This window comes from Microbacterium sp. PMB16 (assembly GCF_051294855.1).
Classification (GTDB): domain Bacteria; phylum Actinomycetota; class Actinomycetes; order Actinomycetales; family Microbacteriaceae; genus Microbacterium.
The window spans coordinates 3,453,399-3,473,669 of the sequence record NZ_CP145908.1; the positions used below are offsets into that span (position 1 = coordinate 3,453,399).

A 20,271-nucleotide genomic window follows, 5' to 3' on the forward strand; every position below is an offset into this window, starting at 1 on the left:
CATGACGCTTCCCGTGCTGTCGCACACCCTCGATACGTTTCCCGGAAGTGCTGCAGATGCCGCAGTACTCGTCGTCTCCGATCTCTCCGCATCGCCCGAGTCGCTCACCGGATATCCCGGTCTTGCTGACGCGCTGGCCGGCATCGGGTTCACCGGATCCGCTTCCTCCTTCGTCCGGGTGTACGCACCGGAGGTGACGTCCCTCCCGTTCGCCGTCGTCGGCGCCGGCGCCTCGGCAGACGAGGCCGCCGTCCGCACGGCGGTCGGCGCAGCGCTGCGCTCGCTGACCGGCTTCGACCATGTGGCGCTCGCTCTCGCCCCGGGACTCGAGGCGTTCGCCGCGGCGGCAGCAGAGGGCGCGGTGCTCGGCGGCTACCGCTTCGAGACCTACCGGTCGGAGAAGGGCAAGACGCGAGCCACCGCCGTCACGCTGCACGCCGATGTCGATGACGATGTCGTGTCCCATGCACAGGCAGTCGGCGATGCCGTCGCTCAGATCAAAGACCTGGTGAACGTGCCGGCCGAGTGGCAGAGCCCCGAACAGCTCGCGCAGAGCGCTGCGGACAGCGTCGCCGACCTCGACGTCACGGTGGAGATCCGCGATGAGAAGGCGCTCGCGGAGCAGGGCTTCGGGGGCATCCTGGGCGTCGCCCAGGGGTCCGACCGTCCGCCGCGTCTCGTGCGCCTGGACTACTCCCCCGCCGATGCGAAGCGCCACATCGCCCTGGTCGGCAAGGGCATCACGTTCGACACCGGTGGACTGTCCTTGAAGCCCGCCGCGTCCATGGTCGGGATGAAGTTCGACATGGCGGGCGCGGCCACCAGCCTCGCCGCGCTGCGCGCGATCGCGACGCTCGCACTGCCGGTGCGCGTGACGGCCTGGCTGTGCATCACCGACAACATGCCCTCCGGCCGCGCGCTCCGCCCCGGAGACGTCGTCCGCATCCTGGACGGCACCACCGTCGAGGTGCTGAACACGGATGCCGAGGGGCGGTTGGTCCTCGCCGACGGTCTCGTGGCCGCGAGCCGCGAGCACCCCGATGTCATCATCGACGTCGCGACGCTCACCGGCGCCATCGTCTCCGCGCTGGGCAACCGCCACACCGGTGTCTTCGGCGACGACGACACCGTCGCCGAGATCCTCGCCGCGGCGGCACAGGCGGATGAGCTGGCCTGGCACATGCCGTTGCCTGCATACATGGAGGATTCGATGGAGTCCCCGATCGCCGATCTGCAGAACGTCAACATGAGCGATCGGATGGGCGGCGCGTCCTACGCCGGCCTGTTCCTGCGTCGCTTCGTCGGACGCACGTCCGATGCCGACGACGCTCCTCGCATCCCCTGGGTACACCTCGACATCGCCGGTTCCGGCGAGCACGGCGGTGCCCCGTACGGCTTCACCGAAAAAGGCCCCACGGGGGCGATGGTCCGATCGATCGTCGCCTTCGCCGCAGGATCCCACAAGGAGGCATGACATATGACCACGCACACCTTCGACATCGTCGTCCTGGGCGGCGGCAGCGGCGGGTATGCCGCAGCGCTGCGCGCCAGCGAGCTCGGCAAGTCGGTCGCGCTCATCGAGAAGGACAAGGTCGGCGGCACCTGCCTGCACCGTGGCTGCATTCCGACCAAGGCGCTGCTGCACGCGGCCGAGGTTGCCGAGCATGTGCGTGACGCCGCTCACGTCGGCATCAACGCCACCCTGGAGGGAATCGATCCCGCTGGCGTGCGCGCCTACCGCGAGGGCATCGTCGCGAAGAAGTTCAAGGGGCTCGAGGGGCTCGTGAAGGCGCGTGGGATCACGACCGTCGCCGGACTCGGACGTCTGAACGCCGACCGCAGCGTCAGCGTGGGCGACGACGTGTACGTCGGAGCCGACGTCGTGCTGGCGACCGGCTCTTACAGCCGTTCGCTGCCGGGGCTCGACATCGGTGGGCGCATCCTCACGAGCGAGCACGCCCTCGCACTCGATGTCATCCCCGAGCGCGTCCTCATCCTCGGCGGTGGAGTGATCGGCGTCGAGTTCGCCAGCGTGTGGCGTTCCTTCGGTGCCGAGGTCACGATCATCGAGGCGCTGCCGCACCTCGTCCCGAACGAGGACATCGCGATGAGCAAGGGCCTCGAGCGCGCGTTCCGCCGCCGCGGCATCCAGTACTCCCTCGGCGTGCGGTTCCAGACCGCCGTGCAGGATGACAACTCCGTGACCGTCACCCTGGAGGACGGCAAGGAGTTCAGCGCGGACTACCTCCTCGTCGCCGTCGGGCGCGGGCCGGTCACCGCCGACCTCGGTTTCGAGGAAGCGGGCGTGAAGCTCGATCGTGGCTTCGTGACCGTCGACGAGGACCTGCGCACCGGCGTTCCCGGGCTCTGGGCCGTCGGCGACATCGTGCCCGGCCTGCAGCTGGCACACCGCGGCTTCCAGCAGGGAATCGCCGTCGCGGAGCGCATCGCCGGCCTGTCGCCCGCGAACATTCCCGACTCGCAGATCCCGAAGGTCACATACTCGAGCCCCGAGGTCGCGTCCGTGGGCGTGACCGAGGAGGCAGCCGTCTCCGAGCACGGAGCCGACGCGGTCGTCGCATACGAGTACAACCTCGCCGGCAACGGCAAGAGCGAGATCATCGGAACGGGCGGACTCGTGAAGGTCGTGCGCCTCAAGGACGGCCCCGTCATCGGCGTGCACCTGCTCGGTGACCGTGTCGGCGAGCTCATCACCGAAGGCCAGCTCGCCGTGGCGTGGGAAGCACACCCCGAGGACATCGCCCCTCTCATCCATGCGCACCCGACACAGAGCGAGGCCCTCGGCGAGGCCTTCCTCGCCCTGGCCGGAAAGCCGCTGCACGCCCTCTGAGCACCAACCGGTGCCCGAGTCACTAAGCTAGATACGCGTCATACAACTTCCTGAAGGAGACTCAGTCATGAGCACATCCGTCGTCCTCCCCGCTCTCGGCGAGAGCGTCACAGAGGGTACGGTCACCCGCTGGCTCAAGCAGGTGGGAGACACCGTGCAGGCGGACGAGGGCCTGCTCGAGATCTCGACCGACAAGGTCGACACCGAGATCCCCTCCCCCGTCAGCGGCGTGATCGAGGAGATCCTCGTGGCCGAGGACGAGACGGTCGAGGTCGGTGCGCTGCTCGCGCGGATCGGCGACGGCAGCGCCGCAGCGCCCGCCGGGGATGCCCCGGCGGAAGCCGCTCCCGCTGCTGAGGCTGCTCCTGCAGCCGAGGCCGCTCCCGCCGCCGAGACAGCACCCGCCGAGGCCCCCGCGGCTGAGGCGGCACCCGCCGAGGCCGCTCCCGCTGGCGCTCCCGCGGGCGACGCGAAGGACATCGTTCTTCCGGAACTCGGCGAAAGCGTGACCGAGGGTACGGTGACGCGCTGGCTGAAGCAGGTCGGCGACAGCGTCGAGGTCGACGAGGCACTGCTCGAGATCTCGACCGACAAGGTCGACACCGAAATCCCTTCGCCGGTTGCCGGCGTCCTCCAGGAGATCCTGGCCGCAGAAGACGAGACCGTCGCCGTCGGCGCGGTACTCGCTCGTGTCGGTTCCGGCGCGGCTCCCGCTGAGGCACCCGCCGCGGAAGCCCCGGCCGCAGAGGCTCCCGCTCCTGCTCCCGCTCCCGCGGCAGCGGCTCCCGCTACTCAGGCACCCGCCGCAGCGGCCGCTCCCGCACCTGTTGCGACCGCACCTGCCGCCGCTCCCGCCGAGCCGGCGCCCGCCGCTGCGAACGCAGCACCGGCTCCGAAGCTCAACCTGCCGACGGACAACGACAACCTGTACGTGACCCCGCTGGTTCGCCGCCTCGCCTCCCAGCAGGGTGTCGATCTGGCATCGGTCACGGGTACCGGCGTCGGCGGTCGTATCCGCAAGGAAGACGTCCTCCAGGCTGCCGAGACCGCGAAGTCCGCACCGGCAGCCACCCCCGCCGCAGCCGCTCCGGCTCCGCTCGAGGTGTCTCCGCTGCGGGGCACGACCCAGCCGATGTCGCGTCTGCGCAAGGTCCTCGCCAAGCGCGCGGTGGAGTCGATGCAGCAGACCGCTCAGCTGACGACGGTCGTCGAGGTCGACGTCACGGCTCTCGCGGATTACCGCGACAGCGTGAAGGCGTCGTTCCTGGAGAAGACCGGAGACAAGCTGTCCTTCCTCCCGTTCTTCGCTCTCGCCACGGCCGAGGCGCTTCAGGCGTTCCCGATCGTGAACGCCACGGTCGACGGCGAGAACATCGTCTACCCCGCGAGCGAGAACGTATCGATCGCGGTTGACACCGAGCGGGGCCTGCTCACGCCGGTGCTGCGTGATGCGGCGTCGAAGAACATCGCGCAGATCGCGCACGAGATCGCCGATCTCGCCGCACGCACGCGCGACAACAAGCTGAAGCCCGACGAGCTGGCCGGCGGCACGTTCACGCTGACCAACACCGGTTCGCGGGGCGCGCTGTTCGACACTCCCGTCGTGTTCCTCCCGCAGTCCGCGATCCTCGGAACCGGAACGGTCGTCAAGCGTCCGGGCCTGGTCAAGGTCGGCGGCGCCGACGCGATCGCCGTCCGCTCCTACGTGTACCTCGCGCTCTCGTACGACCACCGGATCATCGATGGCGCCGATGCTGCCCGCTTCCTCGGAGCAATGAAGGCTCGCCTCGAGTCCGCGCAGTTCGCCGCGCAGCTGGGCGCCTGACACACCGCATCATCCTGGCTGGTCCGCGACGCCGTAGACGTCGCGGACCAGCCATTTCTCGTCCTGGCGGACGAGCACCAGCATCTGTTCGGGTCCTGCTGCCGGCGTCGAATCGCCCTCATCGGATGAGTCCTCGGAAGCGCGGATCCTGATCACCGCGACGTCGCCGTACTCGTCGACCAGGTCTGCCGTCGGCTTTCCCACCACCGCGACAGCGAGAGCCTCCACCACGCCTGTCGATCCTGCCGCGACGGCTCCGGCACACGAAGTGTCTTCCGCCGCGGCGCATTCGGCGATGCGGGCCAGCAACGCGGACACCGCCGCTTCGGGACCGCTGGCTTCGACGGATGATGCCTTCTGTTCCTCGGCGACGTCGTCCTCCGACTCCCCGGCGTCGCCGTCCGGATCGACGGACGGCGTCGTACCCGAGGTCGGGGGATCGCCCTCTCCCGGTGCCGGAGACGGCCTCGAGGGGTGATCATCACCGGCTGCCTGCCCTGGCGATTCCCCAGGCCAGAGCAGCCCTCCCGCCAGCACCACCGCGGCTGCTGCGCCCGCGATGAGAACGACGCGCCGCCGCAGCGGTGGCCTCCGACGGGCTCTCCTCGTCGGCGTCCCTGAGACCGAGGGTCGTCCGACGTGGGAGCGTCGACGCGCGCCGAGCCGTCGACCGGACGCCACAGCCGTGTGACCGCACGCCGTCACACGCTCGACGAGCCACTGGAGAAGCGGTACCTGCCGTCTGGAGGGCGGACTATCGGCTCGCCTGCGTCGAGGCGCGGGCACAGTCTGGCCGTGTGCTGAGATGACAGCGCGAGCAACCTCGCGGGCTCGTTCCGGCGCGAAGTTCTCTCGCACCAGTGGTCGCGGCGCGGCGACGCTGAGCATCTCCTGCTCCCACTTCTCGAGAAGCGGTCGGGGCACTCGCGGTTGCGACAGCGCCTTCGCCACGCCCTGCTGCACGGTCGCCAGCACGCGCTTCAACGCCTTGTCAGCGCAGTCCTCGACGAGGCGCTCGATGATCGACGCGACCCCCGCTCGCGCGTCTTCTCCCTCGCCGATGACGAAGGTGGGGCGGCCGTCGTCACTCAGCCACCACACCCCCGGCGGCACCCCCTCGGCAACCTCTCCCAGCTCGTCGAGACCCCGCAGCAGACTCGCGACGAGCGTGCTGCACTCCCCCGACGACAGCAGGGAGCCGGCCGCCGTCCGACGGACCAGGAACCCCAGCACCCGGTCCGTGCACCATGGCAGCAGCACATCATGACCGTCCGAACGTCGAACGACGTCGATCGGTCCTGCGACGTGCTCTGCTCCCGCGAAGCGCCACCCCACCCAGCCCGCGAGAGCGGTCGCGTCCACCCGCACCGCCACCCCGTCCCCACGGGTGACGAGCGCGCCGGCGAACGGACCTTCCGTCGGATCGAGCGTGCGAACCGCCCGGTGCGCGCCCGGAACGAGCGCGATGCCCCGGTCTTCGATCACGACGTCTGCCATGTCCTCATCTCATCGCAATGAACAGCCTCACGGGCCAGCCCGGAGGCGATGTGGATGGATCTGCGCGCTCCGTCGATTGTGGAGGAACAGTACAGGCGTCGTCGCGCTCCGCTGGTCGCGAACGTCGATGTCATGATGCCGCGGACTCGGTAGGCTGGTACCTATGGCCAAGAGTGCTCCCGAACCCGAAAAGCGTCCTGGGTTCTTCTCCCAGATCAAGTCCCTCTTCAAGTTCACGCGTGAGGCCTACCCGTGGCTCCCCTGGATCCAGATCGCGATCCTCATCGGCGGCATCCTCATCGGCCTGCTCGCGGGATACCTGATCCCTCCGTTCCAGATCTGGACGCTCATCCTCTGGGGCATCACCGGCCTCATGCTCGGCGTGCTCGGCGCGCTGTTCCTGATGACCCGGATGTCGACCTCGGCGATGTACACCAAGATCGACGGGATGCCCGGCGCCACCGGTCACGTGCTCAGCACCAGCCTCGGTCGCAGCTGGCAGGCCTCCGAGACCCCGGTCGGCATCAACCCGAAGACGCAGGAGGCGGTGTACCGCACCGTCGGCCGCGGCGGCATCGTCGTTGTCGGTGAAGGCGCCCGTGGCCGCCTCACCCGCCTCGTCAACGAGGAGCGGAGCAAGGCGCAGCGCGTCGCTCACGGCGTGCCCGTCACCGTCTTCTACGTCGGGCATGGCGAAGACGAGGTGGCCATCGCCGACCTCGCCAAGCGCATCAAGAAGCTGCCGAAGGCGATCGACAAGACCACCATGGCCGCGGTCATCCGCCGCATCGACTCGGTCTCGCAGTCGCTGTCGTCGCTGCCGATCCCGAAGGGCATCGACCCGACGAAGGTCCGCGCTCAGCGTCCGCGCTGACCCCTGAGAGCACGCGAAAGCGCGGCCGTCCTCGCCTACGAGGTACGGCCGCGCTTTTCTCGTTCACTCGGAGAGCGGCTGCCGGGGAAGTCGACGCACCTTCGCCCGACGTCGACGTCGCTCCGGGATCATGGAGCGCATCTCATCGAGCTTGCCGAAGCAGAACAGCCGATCTTCCGCCTCGAGCACGACGTGCTTGCGCGGGTTCGGGATCACGCTCACGCCCCGGTGCAGCGTGAGCACCGTGATGTCGCGCTCCCACAGGCCCGCTTCGCCCAGCGTCTTGCCCACGAGGTCGACGGCGCCATGCACCATCAGCTCGGCCACGCCGTAGCCGGTCGAGACAGTCAGGCGCTGCCGCACATCGATCTCGGGGAACGCGACCTGTCCCGCGATGTAGTCGATGATCGCGCCAGCGACGTCGAGCTTGGTCGCCATCTCGATCCCCTGCAGCCCCGGCGAGGAGTTGACCTCCATCACCAGCGGTCCATCCTCGCCCTCGAGCATGTCCACTCCTGCGACGCGCAGACCCATGATCTGGGCGGATCGCACAGCAGCCCGCTCGTACACCGGGTCGAGTTCGACAGCGGCGACCGACCCGCCGCGGTGCACGTTGGAGCGGAACTCGTCACCGGCTGCGGAGCGCCGCATGGCCGCCACGACGCGATCGCCCACGACCAGGGCCCGGATGTCGCGACCGCGGCTCTCTGCGATGAACTTCTGGATGAGCACGTTCTGCTTCGTCGAGTGCAGGGTCTCGATGATCGCCTCGGCGACCTTCACCTGCGGAGCGAGGATCACGCCGATCCCCTGCGTGCCCTCGAGCAGCTTGATCACGACGGGCGCGCCACCGACACGCTCGATCGCCGGCCGCACATCTGCACGGTTCCGGACGAACGCAGTGGGCGGCATCGCGATGTTGTGCCGGGACAGGATCTGGTTGGCCCGGAGCTTGTCCCGGGCGCTGGAGATGCCGTTCGCCGTGTTCGGCGTGTACACGTCCATCTGCTCGAACTGGCGCACCACGGCCGTGCCGAAGTACGTGATGGAGTTGCCGATGCGAGGGAGGATCGCGTCGTAGTCGCTCAGCTGCCGGCCCCGGTAGTGGAGATCCGGTTCATCTGCGGTCAGGTCGATCGCGAAGCGCAGAGTGTTCAGCACCTTGACGTTGTGACCGCGCTGAAGCGCCGCTGCACGCAGCCGCTGGGTGGAGTACGCCTGCGGCGCACGGGAGAGCACTGCGATCTTCACGGGGATTTCCTGCCAGGATGTATCGAGTGAGTAGGTCTACCCATTCAAACACCCTTACGGGGTGGCGCGAGTGGATCAGCCTGCCCGATCTCGGAGTCGACTGGCTCAAGGCCAAGATCGACACCGGTGCACGCACCTCTTCGCTGCACGCCTTCGACGTGAACGAGTTCGAGCGGGAGGGCGAGGCCTGGGTTCGATTCCGGGTCAAGCCCTGGCAGGACAGCCAGGAGGACGCCGTCGTGATCGAGACTCCGGTGCACGACCGGCGCGCCGTGCGGAGCTCGTCCGGTCACGCGCAGGAGCGGCTGGTCGTGAAGATGCTCATCCGACTGGTGGATCGGGAGGTCCTCGCCGAGGTCACCCTCAGCAATCGTGATGAGATGGGATTCCGGATGCTGATCGGCCGTGAGGCGCTGCGCCACGGGTACGTGGTCGACCCGGCACGATCGTTCCTCGGCGGGCGCGCACCGCGCGAGACCCGCCGACGCAACCGCGGCCGCGCCTGAACAGACGTCAGGCGCGAATGAGGATCGTGCCGGCGGCTTTGTCGTGGACACCGCGCTGATCGGCATCCCAGATCACCGCAGGGATGACGACGGCCAGCAGCAGGGTGCGCACGATCGGGCGCCAGAGGCCGACCCATCCGCCGTCGAACCGGATGACGCGCATCCCGAGGATGCGGTGGCCGGGACTTCCGCCGGCCGTGGGGATGAAAAGAATCTGCACCACCGCGAAGATCACGGTCGTCGCGATCGCCTCGTACTCGAAGAAGGCGATGGAGAGGATCACCGCTGCGGCCCAGTCGATCGCCAGCGCTCCGATCCTTCTCCCCGGGCGGGCGATGCTCCCCGGCCCGGTCTCCGGCATTCCGAGTCGCTCGCCGGGGTACGCGTTCACAGCATCCGTCACCGGTCCAGCCTAGGCGACCGCTGTAACATGACCGAAACAAAGCGGACACCCGGGAGAAATCCCCCGACCGTACTGTGCACAATGGCCGTGAAGCCATCGATCCGCAATCCAGGAGTCGTTACATGTTCAAAGATTCGTCCGAGGTTCTGAGCTACATCAAGGAGAACGACGTCAAGTTCCTTGACATCCGTTTCACCGATCTCCCGGGTGTGCAGCAGCACTTCAACATTCCTGCATCCACGGTCGACGAGGCGTTCTTCACGGAGGGCCAGCTGTTCGACGGCTCATCGATCCGCGGCTTCGCGAGCATCCACGAGTCGGACATGCAGCTCATCCCCGACGTCACCACGGCGTACGTCGACCCCTTCCGCGAGGCGAGCACCCTCGTGATGATCTTCGACATCTACAACCCGCGCACGGGAGAGATCTACTCGAAGGACCCGCGTCAGGTCGCCAAGAAGGCCGAGAAGTACCTCACCTCGACCGGCATCGCCGACACCGCGTTCTTCGCTCCCGAGGCCGAGTTCTACATCTTCGACGACGTCCGCTACTCGGTCACCTCGAACTCCAGCTTCTACAGCGTCGACTCGGAAGAGGGCGCCTGGAACACCGGCCGCGAAGAAGAGGGCGGCAACCTCGGCAACAAGACCCCGTACAAGGGCGGTTACTTCCCGGTCAGCCCGGTCGACAAGACCGCTGACCTGCGCGACGACATCACGCTGAAGCTGATCGACGCGGGCTTCATCCTCGAGCGCTCGCACCACGAGGTCGGCACCGGCGGCCAGCAGGAGATCAACTACCGCTTCGACACGATGGTGCACGCGGCGGACGACATCCTGAAGTTCAAGTACATCGTCAAGAACACCGCCAACGAGTGGGGCAAGGTTGCGACCTTCATGCCCAAGCCGCTCTACGGCGACAACGGCTCCGGCATGCACACGCACCAGTCGCTGTGGGCAGACGGCAAGCCGCTGTTCTACGACGAGGCCGGCTACGGCCAGCTCAGCGATGTGGCTCGCTGGTACATCGGCGGCATCCTGGCGCACGCTCCGGCGCTCCTCGCCTTCACCAACCCGACCCTGAACAGCTACCACCGTCTGGTCAAGGGCTTCGAGGCTCCGGTCAACCTGGTCTACTCGGCCGGAAACCGTTCCGCCGCGATCCGCATCCCGATCACGGGCTCCAACCCGAAGGCCAAGCGCATCGAGTTCCGCGCGCCCGATGCCTCCGGCAACCCGTACCTCGCGTTCGCCGCACAGCTGATGGCGGGCCTCGACGGCATCAAGAACCGCATCGAGCCGCACGAGCCGGTCGACAAGGACCTCTACGAGCTTCCCCCCGAGGAGGCCAAGGGCATCCCGCAGGTCCCGAACTCGCTGCTCGATTCGCTCGACGCTCTGGCGGAGGACCACCAGTTCCTCCTCGAGGGCGGCGTGTTCACCAAGGAGCTCATCGAGACCTGGATCTCGTACAAGTACGAGAACGAGATCCTGCCGATGGCCCAGCGCCCGCACCCGTTCGAGTACGAGCTGTACTTCGGCGTCTGATCCACAGAATCCATGAAAGGCCCGTCCCCGCGTCGCGCGGGAGCGGGCCTTTCCTGCTCCGGCCGTCTCTCGCGGCCTTCGAGTCTCAGCTGTCGCGGTCGCCCTCGAGGTTGAACGGGATCCAGTTGCCTTCGGACACGACTCTCACGTCGCCGTCGACGACCGAGACGGCGGTCTGATCGTCGATCCCGTACGCGGGCCCGCCGATGGTCTCCGCCCACTCCCGCGCGCTGTCGGACGTGTTCTCGGTCCACCCGGGGTAGTCGAGGTGCGGGAACAGCGAGAAGCCGACCACGCCGAGCGCCTCGTCTCCGGCATCCGGTCGCCAGTCGACGAAACGCGGGCCGACACGCGGCGTCAGCACCATGCTGCCCGCGCTGATCCCGACCCACACGGTCTCTGTCAGCTCGGGCAGGAGTGCGGCGAGCCCCGACTCTCTCATCCAATGGGCGAGATACATCGCTTCCCCGCCTTCGACGAGAAGCACGTCAGCCTCGCGCACCCAGGTCTTCCACCGCTCCGGCTCGATGCTGGGCAGCGCCGTGAGTTCCAGGACGCCGACCGACTTCCATCCCAGTTCGACGAGATCCTGCCGCCCAGGCCAGCGGCCGGCTGTCGACTTCCACGCCGTCTGCGGGGAGCACATCGGATGCCCCCACTGCGCCGTCGGGATGAGGAGAGCGGTGGACTCTTCGATCGGCTTGCCGATCATCGTCCGCAGCGCAGCGAGGATGGATGCGTTGGTGACGCCTCCGGAGGTCAACAGCAGTTTCACACTCGTCTCCTTCGCCTCTACCCATTCTGCGCCGACCAGTGGCCCGCTGCACAGGGCGAACCCCGGCAACGGGCCACTGCCCCTCAGAACGTCGCCGCGCACGCACCCTCCCGCGGCACGATCACGTCCTGCGCGATGCACTTTAGACGCTCGGCCGCCGAATTCAGAGGGGGTTGTCACGCACCGGGGTGATCGCCTATCGCCTATGCCTATCCCCCGTACGACGGATGCGCCGGCCCCGGCACGCCGCGTAGCCTCGCACTCATGACCGAACCAGCAGAAGGCTCCGAGCCGGGAGAAGACGCGACGCCGCGGGAGCCTGCCCGGAAGAACACGAGCAACGGGCTCGCGATCGGCCTCGCCCTCGGAGTCTCGCTCGGCACGGTCATGGGACTGCTGGTTTTCGACAACCTCGCCCTCGGCATGGGGTTCGGCATCTCGATCGGGCTCTGCCTCGGCGTCGCGTTCGATGCGTCGGCCAACAAGAAATCAGAGTAGTCAGCGACGTCGATCGGCCGTCATCTCTTTCCGGAGGGCGCGGAGGCGACGAACGGCCCGACCGGCGAAGTCCTTGGCAGCACCTCCCGGCCACTCACGGACGAGTTCGAGCGCCCCCGTGTCGGTCTCGATGAGCCTGCAGGTGCGACCGGCGAGCAACGGCGACGCCGAGAGACCGGCGAGCACCGCGGGATCGGCCGTGAGAGGAGTCTCGAACGACCATCCGCCGCGGCGGATCTTCGCGCTCAACCCTGCGCGCCGGGCTCGATCCTCTCGACCGAATACCCGGAGCGGGTCGATCGCGAGGTGGATCGGACCGGCCTTCTTCGGTTTGCGAGTCAGCAGCCGTCGTTCCTGCGCGGTGATCTCATCGCCGATGAGGACCTCGATGGTCTCGCGTCGGACCCCTCGGCTCGACTGGAGAAGTGCCGGAGGCAGATCGCCGAGAGCCGCCGTGGGCACCCATGCGACGCGCCCTGAGCCGGGAGCGGGGTCCTCGACGGCGAAAGCATCCCGTCCACCTGTGGTGATCCGCACATCGACCGTGAGGTCGAGCCCGCCCCCGCGCGTCCACTTCGCCGCAGTGACGACAGCGTGGCACTCGGGGCCGACTTCGAATTCGGCGAGACGGAGGAGTTCCGGCCGACGATCGGCACGGAGGAGGGCAGCGCGGATCCGGTTCGGGAAGGCGAGGCCGTCGTCGACGCCGGTACCGAACCGGGCTTCGACCAGAGGCTGGACGACGTCGAGCAGACGGTCGCGATGCGCGGCCGGATACTTCACCATCTGCCGTCCCGAGAGCCGCTTCAAGATCTTTCCACGGAACCAGTGCCGCAGGAGCTTGTCGCGCAGCCGTCCGGGTTCGGTGTGAGCCTCGACGAGATCGAGAACCGCCTCCAGGTGCGGGAAGTACGTGACGGGGTCGATCCGCGACGCGCTGGCGCTGCCGGGGTGCTTGACCCAGGCGTAGCACGGCTCGCTCGCGAAGATCGAGATGGTGTCGGCCAGGAAGTACGCCCGCATCACGAAGAGGTGGTCCTCCAACCGCACGCGACCGTCAGGGAAGCGGATGTCGTGCTCTCTCAGGAACGAGGTGCGGAACATCTTGTGAGGGGTGAGCATCTCGAGGAGCGGATCCTTGCCGAGCACCGCCTGCGGGATGTCACGCCGGAAGATCTGCCGGGGGAGGCTGCGCCCGATTCCGACCTCCTTGCCGACGATGACGTCTGACGAGTGCAGGTCGGCGTAGTCGCAGATCTTCTCCAGAGCAGCGTCGAACAGGTAGTCGTCCTGATCGACGAAGAAGATGTACTCCCCCGCCGCCGCGGCAACGCCCTCGTTACGCGGAGTGCCCGGCCAACCGCTGTGCGGAAGGTGCAAGACCCGCACGTTCGAGCGCTCACGGGCCACCGCATCGAGACGCTCGCGCGTCGGCTCGCCGGAGCCGTCGTCGCAGAGCAGCACCTCGAAGTCGGCGGCGGGCATCGTCTGCCGATCGAGGGAAGCCACGAGATCGTCGAACGTCTCCCCCGGGTTGAAGACGGGAACGATCACGCTGACGCGGACTCTTCTCTCACTTGTCACCTTGGCGACAGTAGATCATGCGGCATTCCTGATCCTGAAGGTTCACCGGTGTGCTTCCGGACTCTGCGAAGACACTCAGAATCCACGTCCCCGTGTCAAGCCTGGAGCGGCCAGCTTGACCAGGAGAGGGGCGGATGGTCAACTGGGGGGTCTCGACGAACAGAGTGAGGGCCCCATGCGCCGCAAGACCGTGAACGCGAAGAACGCGCATCGGGATTCCCCTATCCCCGACACACAATCGCAACCGTCGAATGCGGTCGCCGCCTACGCCAGGACCAACCCGTTCACCTTCGGCCTTCTCGGTGCTCTCGGAGTGCTGGTCGCATTGGCGATCGGCAGCATGATCGGCCAGCTCGCCACCGTGCTGGTGTACATCGGCGTGGCCCTCTTCCTCGCGCTGGGGCTGGACCCGATCGTCACGTTCATCGAGCGCCGACTCCCTCGTGCAGCCGCGGTGGCGATCGTCGTGGCAGGCGTGGTGCTCGCGTTCGCCGGCATCATCCTCGCCATCGTGCCGATCCTCGTCGAGCAGATCAGCAATCTGATCAAGGACGGGCCGGGGATGGTCCAGGACTTCATGAACAGCACCTGGTTCAAAGACGTCAGCGGTCAGTTCGGTTCCACCATCGAAGATGCGGTCCAGGGTGTGCTGGACTTCTTCAAGGACCCCGGCAACTTCGCCGACATCGGCGGCGGTGTCTTCGCCGTCGGCGCCGGCATCGCAGGCGGGTTCACCGGCATCACCATCGTCCTGATCCTCACGCTCTACTTCATGGGTTCGCTGCGCAGCATGAAGCGCACCGCAGCCCGTTTCGTGCCCGCCTATCAGCGCGCGACGTTCACGGATCTTCTCGAGGATGTGTCGGGGGCGGTCGGGCGCTACGTGATCGGACAGGCGAGCCTGGCGCTGATCAACGGCATCCTGAGTCTGATCTACCTGAGCATCATCGGCGCGCCGGTGCCCGCGCTGCTCGCCCTGATCGCCTTCATCGGCTCGATGATCCCGCTCGTCGGCACGCTGACCGCATCGATCATCAACTCGCTGATCTGCCTCTTCGTCTCCCCCGTGACGGCACTCTTCGCGATCGGGTGGTACCTCGTCTACATGCAGGTCGAGGCATACGTGCTCTCGCCGCGCATCATGAGCAAGGCGGTGGCCGTGCCCGGAGCTCTCGTGGTGATCGCCGCCGTCGCCGGCGGCGCGCTGGGCGGCATCCTCGGCGCGCTGGTTGCGATCCCCATCGCGGCGAGCGTCATCATCATCGTGCAGAAGGTGCTCTTCCCCGCGCAGGATCGCAAGACGGTCCCGCCGGTCGTGACCGCCCTGTGACCGGCTGCTGACACCCGCCCGGGGCGCACCCCGACTCAGCGGACGAGCAGAGCGCCCGGCTGGACTCGGACGTCGAAGGAGGAGACCTCGCCGAGCTCCTCGCCGTCGATCTCGAAGACGAGCGGGGTGGCGAGCTCGACCGAGATCGTCTCGACCGGCAGGTGGCGCGCCGAATCCGTGCTGACGGCTTCGTCTGCGCCCCCGAACAGCCGACGGATGCCGTTGTCCCAGACGAAGGACCGAAGAGTGTCGAGCCACTGCAGGGCACCGTCGGCGCTGATCATCAGCACGTCGAGTTTTCCGTCGTCGAGAACGGCATCGGGAAGCAGGCGGATGCCGCCCTGCACCATCCCGCAGTTGCCGATCAGCATCGTGTGACCGCGCACCGCGACTGCCTTGTCGCCGTCGATCGCGAGCGTGATGTCGGTCATCTCGGTGCCCCCCAGCGCACGCCCCATGGCCTCGACGTATGCGAGCCACCCGGCCTTCGACTTGAGGTCGTCGTCGGTCTCGACCAGCATCTGCGCGTCGACTCCGAAGCCGACCATCACGGCGAAGGCATGTTCGGTGCCGTCGTACGTCACCCAGCCGAGGTCGATGCGGCGCGGCTCGCCGTCGCGCACGCGCTCGAGGGCGACCTTCACGTTGTTGAGCGGAACTTCGAGGTTGCGCGCGAGGAGGTTGCCGGTGCCCTGGGGCACGATGCCGAGCGCTGTCTCCGTGCCGGCGAGCGATTCCGCGACCGCGCGGACGGTCCCGTCGCCACCGACCGCGATGACGATCTCGCGGTCGTCCTCGACGGCCTCACGCGCCATACCCCGGCCCGGGTCCTCGGGCGTCGTCTCCCACCAGCGGACGTCGGCATCGGCATCGAAGACGGCGCTCACGGCATCCTGGAGAACCTCCTGCTCGACCTTGGACGGGTTCCAGACGATTCCGATTCTTGCGTGGCTCATAGCGCCAGCTTGGGTCACGCCGTCGGATACTGCAACTCGGCGCGTTTCCTAACCGTAGAACAGGTGCTCGAACGTCTTCCGCGCCCTCCGCGTGACGCCCAGAAAGTCTTCGTCGAGCTCCGTGGCCGAGTGGTCGGGGTACCCCAGCAGCCGGCCGATCGCGTCGAGCTGTCGGCGGTCGACCGGGAGCACATCGCTGGTCTGCCCGGTGAGCAACGTGATCGCCGAGCGGAGGCGACTGGCCAGCCGCCACGCCTCCTTCAGACGCTCGGCGTCGGCTTCGGGGACGAGTTCGGCGCCGACGGCGGCATCGAGAGCGGAGAGCGTCGAGGTCGTCTGCAGCCCGGGCACATCATGCGCATGCTGCAGCTGGAGCAGCTGCACGAGCCATTCGACGTCGCTGAGAGTGCCGGGCCCGAGCTTCAGGTGGCGTCGCGGGTCAGCGCCCTGCGGCAGCCTCTCCCCCTCGACGCGGGCTTTGATGCGCTTGATCTCCCGGGTTCCCTGCAGGTCGACCGCCTCGGGGTAGCGGATGGTGTCGGCGAGTGCGGTGAAGCGGGCAACGAGTTTGGCGCTCCCGGCGACGCCGCGTGCACGGAGCAGCGCCTGCGCCTCCCAGGAGAGGGACCACCGCCGGTAGTACTCGGTGTACGCCTCGATCGACCGCACGACAGGACCCTGGCGCCCCTCGGGACGGAGATCGGCGTCGAGATCGAGCGGCACCCTGTGGTCTGTGAGATGCTCACGGAGCCCCGAGACGATCTGCGTCGCGAGCGACTGCGCGCGCTGCGAATCGACACCGTTGGCGTCGTACACGTAGAGGATGTCGGCGTCGGAGCCGAAACCCAGCTCGGCCCCTCCGAAGCGGCCCATCGCGATCACCGCGAAGTCGAGGGCGTCGTCCTCCGGTGGAACGACCTCGCGGATCACGGCGCGCAACGCCGCCTGGATCGTCGCCTCGGTGATCTCGGTGAGGGCAGTCGCGACCTCCTCGATCGTTAGCACGTCGAGCACGCCGCCCATGGCCGTGCGCAGCAGCTCACGGCGTCGCAGCGCCCGCACAGCGCGCGAGGCGTCCGCGACCGTCTCGTGACGCGTCTGGATCGCCCGCGCCTCCTCATCCAGCGCTGCCGCACCGCGCGGCCGCAGCCGACCGCTGCTGTCGAGCCAGGCGACCGACTCCGGGATCCACTCCATGAGCTCGCCCACGTAACGGGACGAGGAGAGCAGGCGGGTGAGGCTCTCGGCAGCGCCGGACGAATCGCGCAGCATCCGCAGGAACCAGGGCGTGTCGCCGAGGCGTTCGCTGATCCGGCGGAAGGCGATGAGGCCGTAGTCGGGGTCGCTGCCGTCGGCGAACCAGCGCACCATGATCGGCATCAGGTGACGCTGGATCGTGGACTTGCGGCTGAGTCCGGTCGTGAGCGCCCCGATATGGCGGAGTGCCCCGGCCGGGTCGCGGAAGCCGATGGCCGCGAGGCGGTCGTGCGCCTGCGCCGCCGAGAGCGTGCGCTCTTCTTCGGGCAACCCCGCGACGGCGCTGAGCAACGGCCGGTAGAACAAGCGGGTGTGGATCTCCCGCACCTCGCGGCGAACGCTCTCCCAGCGAGCCCACACGCCCTCACCGGTCTCCGCGAGACCCGTACTGCGAGCGAGGATCCGTTGGCCGGCGGGCGTTCGCGGCATCAGGTGCGTGCGACTCAGTTCTCGCAGTTGGAGACGGTGCTCCATCAGTCGCAGGATGCGGTAGTCGTCCGCGAATGTGCCCGCGTCGGCCCGGCCGATGTAGCCGCCGGCGACGAGGGCGTCGAGGCTCTCCAGGGTGCCCCGCGTGCGGAGCGTCTCATCGGTCAGACCGTGCACGAGCTGCAGGAGCTGCACCGTGAACTCGATGTCACGCAGCCCGCCGGAGCCGAGCTTCAGCTGATACGGCGCATCCGCGGCATCGATGTGCTCCATCACGCGCTCGCGCATCCGCTGCACGCTCTCGACGAAGTCCTCCCGGGCGGCACTGGACCAGATCTTCGGCTGCACGGCCGCGATGTACTCCGCGCCGAGCTCTTCGTCGCCGGCCAGCGGTCGGGCCTTCAACAGAGCCTGGAACTCCCAGCTCTTCGCCCACCGGTCGTAGTACGCGAGATGCGACGACAGCGATCGCACCAACGCTCCCTGCTTGCCTTCCGGCCGCAGGTTCGCATCGACCTCCCAGAGCGGAGGCTCGATCTCGATGCCGTCGAGTCCGCGCATCGTCTCCCGCGCCAGACGGGTGGCGATATCGATCGCCCGGGCTTCGCCGACGACCTCCTCATCGCTGGTTCCACCGACGAAGATCACGTCGACGTCACTGACGTAGTTCAACTCCCGCGCGCCGGACTTGCCCATCCCGATGATCGAGAGGCGTGTCGCGGCGATCTCGTCCCGCGACATCGTCTCGCCCAGCCGCGCGCGGGCCACTGCGAGCGAGGCCTCGAGAGCGGCGCCAGCGGCATCAGCCAACGCGGCGGACACCTCGGCGACCACGGTCTCGGGGCGCGGATGAGTGAGGTCGAACGCGGCGATGGCCGCGAGGTTCCGCCGGTAGGCGACCCTGATCGCGACGACGGCGGCGTCATCGCCGGCCGCCGCGACCCCGTCGCTCGCGCCGACCGACGAGAGGATACGCTCGCGCAGCAGATCGCCCGAGGGGAGCACATCGTTCGGCTCCCCGAGCACCGGCAACTGCTCCGGATGCCGGAGGAAGAAGTCAGCCAGCCCCTCCGAGGCCCCGAACACCCGCCAGACGCGGCGTCGCGACTCCTCGTCTCCGAGCAACGCGCGCAGTCCGGTCGCATCGCGCCGCGCCACGCGTACCATTCCGCGCACCGCCGCATCGGGGTCGGCGGCATCTCCGGCTTCCAGCAGCAGCGCGCGAGACAGACCGAGGATGTCCGCGAGTTCCGACAGGGATGCTGCGGCCTCGCTCAGCTCCGAGAAGCCGAGCCGCGCCAGAGCGGAGAGCGAGACGGAGTCGTCCGGACGGGCCATGCGTGACCCCTCAGAGGAGTTCGAGGTTGTTCTTCAGCTCCAGCGGAGTGACCTGGCCGCGGTAGGCCTCCCACTCCTTGCGCTTGTTGAGCAGCACGTAGTTGAAGACCTGCTCCCCCAGCGTCTCGGCGACGAGCTCGGACGCCTCCATGTACTCGAGGGCGTGGTCGAGGCTCGCCGGGAGTGCCGAGTAGCCCAGCGCACGCCGCTCGGCGTCGCTCAGCGCCCAGACGTTGTCCTCTGCCTCGGGCGGAAGCTCGTAGCCCTCTTCGATGCCCTTGAGACCGGCGGCGAGCAGCAGCGCGTACGCCAGGTAGGGGTTCGCCGCCGAATCCAGCGCCCGGTACTCGACGCGCGAGGACTGGCCCTTGTTCGGCTTGTACATCGGCACCCGCACGAGTGCGGAACGGTTGTTGTGACCCCAGGTGATGAAGCTCGGAGCCTCGTCGCCGCCCCAGAGCCGCTTGTAGGAGTTGACGAACTGGTTGGTGACCGCGGCGATCTCGTTCGCGTGCTTGAGGAGCCCCGCGATGAAGTGCCGGCCGGTCTTGGAGAGCTGGTACTTCGCGCCCTCCTCGTAGAAGGCGTTCTGGTCGCCCTCGAACAGGGACATGTGCGTGTGCATGCCGCTGCCCGGCTGACCGCTGAGGGGCTTCGGCATGAACGTCGCGTAGACGCCCTGCTCGATCGCCACCTCCTTGATCACCGTGCGGAAGGTCATGATGTTGTCGGCGGTCGTCAGCGCGTCCGCGTACCGCAGGTCGATCTCGTTCTGACCGGGACCGCCCTCGTGGTGGCTGAACTCAACGGAGATGCCCAGGTCTTCCAGCATGCGCACCGAGCGCCGACGGAAGTCGTGCGCAGTGCCGCCCGGGACGTTGTCGAAGTACCCGGCCGAGTCGACCGGAACCGGTCCTTCCGGCCCGAAGGACGAGGACTTCAGGAGGTAGAACTCGATCTCGGGGTGCGTGTAGAACGTGAACCCGGCATCGGCGGCCTTCGCCAACGTGCGCTTGAGGACGTGCCGCGGGTCGGCGACAGCCGGCTCGCCGTCGGGCGTGGTGATGTCGCAGAACATCCGGCCGGTGGGGTCGATCTCTCCGCGCCACGGCAGCGTCTGGAAGGTCGTCGGGTCGGGCTGCGCGAGCAGATCGGACTCGTAGGTGCGGGTCAGACCCTCGATCGCCGAGCCGTCGAACCCGATGCCCTCGGCGAAGGCGCCTTCCACCTCGGCCGGCGCGATCGCGACCGACTTCAGGGTGCCGATCACGTCGGTGAACCACAGCCGCACGAACTTGACGCCGCGCTCCTCGATGGTCCGGAGGACGAAGTCCCTCTGCTTGTCCATGA

Annotated in this window: 16 protein-coding genes; 8 read left to right on the forward strand and 8 right to left on the reverse strand. The window is 68.0% G+C overall.

Features of this window, described 5'->3' with window-relative positions; translation table 11 throughout:
• Position 1 precedes the first annotated feature (1 nt).
• From V5D55_RS16580 to sucB, 3 genes are all read left to right on the forward strand, one after another.
• Positions 2 to 1,474 (forward strand): leucyl aminopeptidase, encoded by a 1,473-nt coding sequence (locus V5D55_RS16580; protein ID WP_435745094.1) that lies wholly within the window; start codon positions 2 to 4, stop codon positions 1,472 to 1,474.
• A gap of 3 nt (positions 1,475 to 1,477) precedes the next feature.
• Complete coding sequence (gene lpdA, locus V5D55_RS16585; protein ID WP_435745096.1) at positions 1,478 to 2,851, forward strand: dihydrolipoyl dehydrogenase; 1,374 nt, start codon at positions 1,478 to 1,480, stop codon at positions 2,849 to 2,851.
• A 67-nt stretch (positions 2,852 to 2,918) separates the two neighbouring features.
• Positions 2,919 to 4,676, forward strand: coding sequence for a 2-oxoglutarate dehydrogenase, E2 component, dihydrolipoamide succinyltransferase (sucB, locus tag V5D55_RS16590; protein WP_435745098.1), 1,758 nt, complete (start codon positions 2,919 to 2,921; stop codon positions 4,674 to 4,676).
• A 9-nt stretch (positions 4,677 to 4,685) separates the two neighbouring features.
• On the opposite strand, the gene V5D55_RS16595 is transcribed toward sucB, so the two are convergent.
• A complete protein-coding gene (locus V5D55_RS16595; RefSeq protein WP_435745100.1) occupies positions 4,686 to 6,173 on the reverse strand; it encodes a hypothetical protein in 1,488 nt (495 codons plus the stop codon).
• A gap of 163 nt (positions 6,174 to 6,336) precedes the next feature.
• Between V5D55_RS16595 and V5D55_RS16600 the strand changes: the two genes are divergently transcribed.
• Positions 6,337 to 7,047 carry a DUF4191 family protein gene (locus V5D55_RS16600; protein WP_435745102.1) on the forward strand — a complete coding sequence of 237 codons (711 nt, stop codon included), beginning with the start codon at positions 6,337 to 6,339 and terminating at the stop codon, positions 7,045 to 7,047.
• Positions 7,048 to 7,110: 63 nt separating this feature from the next.
• Here the strand turns inward: V5D55_RS16600 and V5D55_RS16605 are convergent, their stop codons facing one another.
• The gene (locus V5D55_RS16605; protein ID WP_435745104.1) at positions 7,111 to 8,298 is read right to left on the reverse strand and encodes a RimK family alpha-L-glutamate ligase; all 1,188 of its coding nucleotides are present in this window, start codon (positions 8,296 to 8,298) and stop codon (positions 7,111 to 7,113) included.
• A 17-nt stretch (positions 8,299 to 8,315) separates the two neighbouring features.
• Between V5D55_RS16605 and V5D55_RS16610 the strand changes: the two genes are divergently transcribed.
• The gene (locus V5D55_RS16610; RefSeq protein WP_435745107.1) at positions 8,316 to 8,804 is read left to right on the forward strand and encodes an ATP-dependent zinc protease family protein; all 489 of its coding nucleotides are present in this window, start codon (positions 8,316 to 8,318) and stop codon (positions 8,802 to 8,804) included.
• A 7-nt stretch (positions 8,805 to 8,811) separates the two neighbouring features.
• Here the strand turns inward: V5D55_RS16610 and V5D55_RS16615 are convergent, their stop codons facing one another.
• A complete protein-coding gene (locus V5D55_RS16615) occupies positions 8,812 to 9,165 on the reverse strand; it encodes an RDD family protein (RefSeq protein ID WP_435749331.1) in 354 nt (117 codons plus the stop codon).
• 164 nt (positions 9,166 to 9,329) lie between these two features.
• Between V5D55_RS16615 and glnA (V5D55_RS16620) the strand changes: the two genes are divergently transcribed.
• Entirely contained in the window at positions 9,330 to 10,754 is a 1,425-nt protein-coding gene (gene glnA / locus V5D55_RS16620; RefSeq protein WP_435745109.1) for a type I glutamate--ammonia ligase, read from the forward strand.
• Between the two features lie 85 nt (positions 10,755 to 10,839).
• Here glnA (V5D55_RS16620) and V5D55_RS16625 read toward each other — a convergent pair whose 3' ends face one another.
• A complete protein-coding gene (locus V5D55_RS16625; RefSeq protein ID WP_435745111.1) occupies positions 10,840 to 11,529 on the reverse strand; it encodes a Type 1 glutamine amidotransferase-like domain-containing protein in 690 nt (229 codons plus the stop codon).
• Positions 11,530 to 11,793: 264 nt separating this feature from the next.
• Here V5D55_RS16625 and V5D55_RS16630 point away from each other — a divergent pair, with 264 nt between their 5' ends.
• A complete protein-coding gene (locus V5D55_RS16630; protein ID WP_435745113.1) occupies positions 11,794 to 12,027 on the forward strand; it encodes a hypothetical protein in 234 nt (77 codons plus the stop codon).
• Here V5D55_RS16630 and V5D55_RS16635 read toward each other — a convergent pair whose 3' ends face one another.
• On the reverse strand, positions 12,028 to 13,581 hold the full coding sequence (locus V5D55_RS16635; protein WP_435745115.1) for a glycosyltransferase family 2 protein: 1,554 nt from the start codon (positions 13,579 to 13,581) through the stop codon (positions 12,028 to 12,030). It lies immediately after the preceding gene.
• Positions 13,582 to 13,786: 205 nt separating this feature from the next.
• Here V5D55_RS16635 and V5D55_RS16640 point away from each other — a divergent pair, with 205 nt between their 5' ends.
• On the forward strand, positions 13,787 to 14,941 hold the full coding sequence (locus tag V5D55_RS16640) for an AI-2E family transporter (RefSeq protein WP_435745117.1): 1,155 nt from the start codon (positions 13,787 to 13,789) through the stop codon (positions 14,939 to 14,941).
• Between the two features lie 35 nt (positions 14,942 to 14,976).
• Here V5D55_RS16640 and V5D55_RS16645 read toward each other — a convergent pair whose 3' ends face one another.
• Genes V5D55_RS16645 through glnA (V5D55_RS16655) form a run of 3 tightly spaced genes read right to left on the reverse strand, consistent with a single transcriptional unit; the run spans position 14,977 to position 20,269 of the window.
• Entirely contained in the window at positions 14,977 to 15,897 is a 921-nt protein-coding gene (locus V5D55_RS16645) for a diacylglycerol/lipid kinase family protein (protein WP_435745119.1), read from the reverse strand.
• A gap of 48 nt (positions 15,898 to 15,945) precedes the next feature.
• On the reverse strand, positions 15,946 to 18,921 hold the full coding sequence (locus V5D55_RS16650; RefSeq protein ID WP_435745122.1) for a bifunctional [glutamine synthetase] adenylyltransferase/[glutamine synthetase]-adenylyl-L-tyrosine phosphorylase: 2,976 nt from the start codon (positions 18,919 to 18,921) through the stop codon (positions 15,946 to 15,948).
• A gap of 10 nt (positions 18,922 to 18,931) precedes the next feature.
• Positions 18,932 to 20,269: a type I glutamate--ammonia ligase gene (glnA, locus tag V5D55_RS16655; protein ID WP_435745124.1), complete on the reverse strand. Its 1,338-nt coding sequence runs from the start codon at positions 20,267 to 20,269 to the stop codon at positions 18,932 to 18,934.
• Between the last annotated feature and the right edge of the window lie 2 nt (positions 20,270 to 20,271).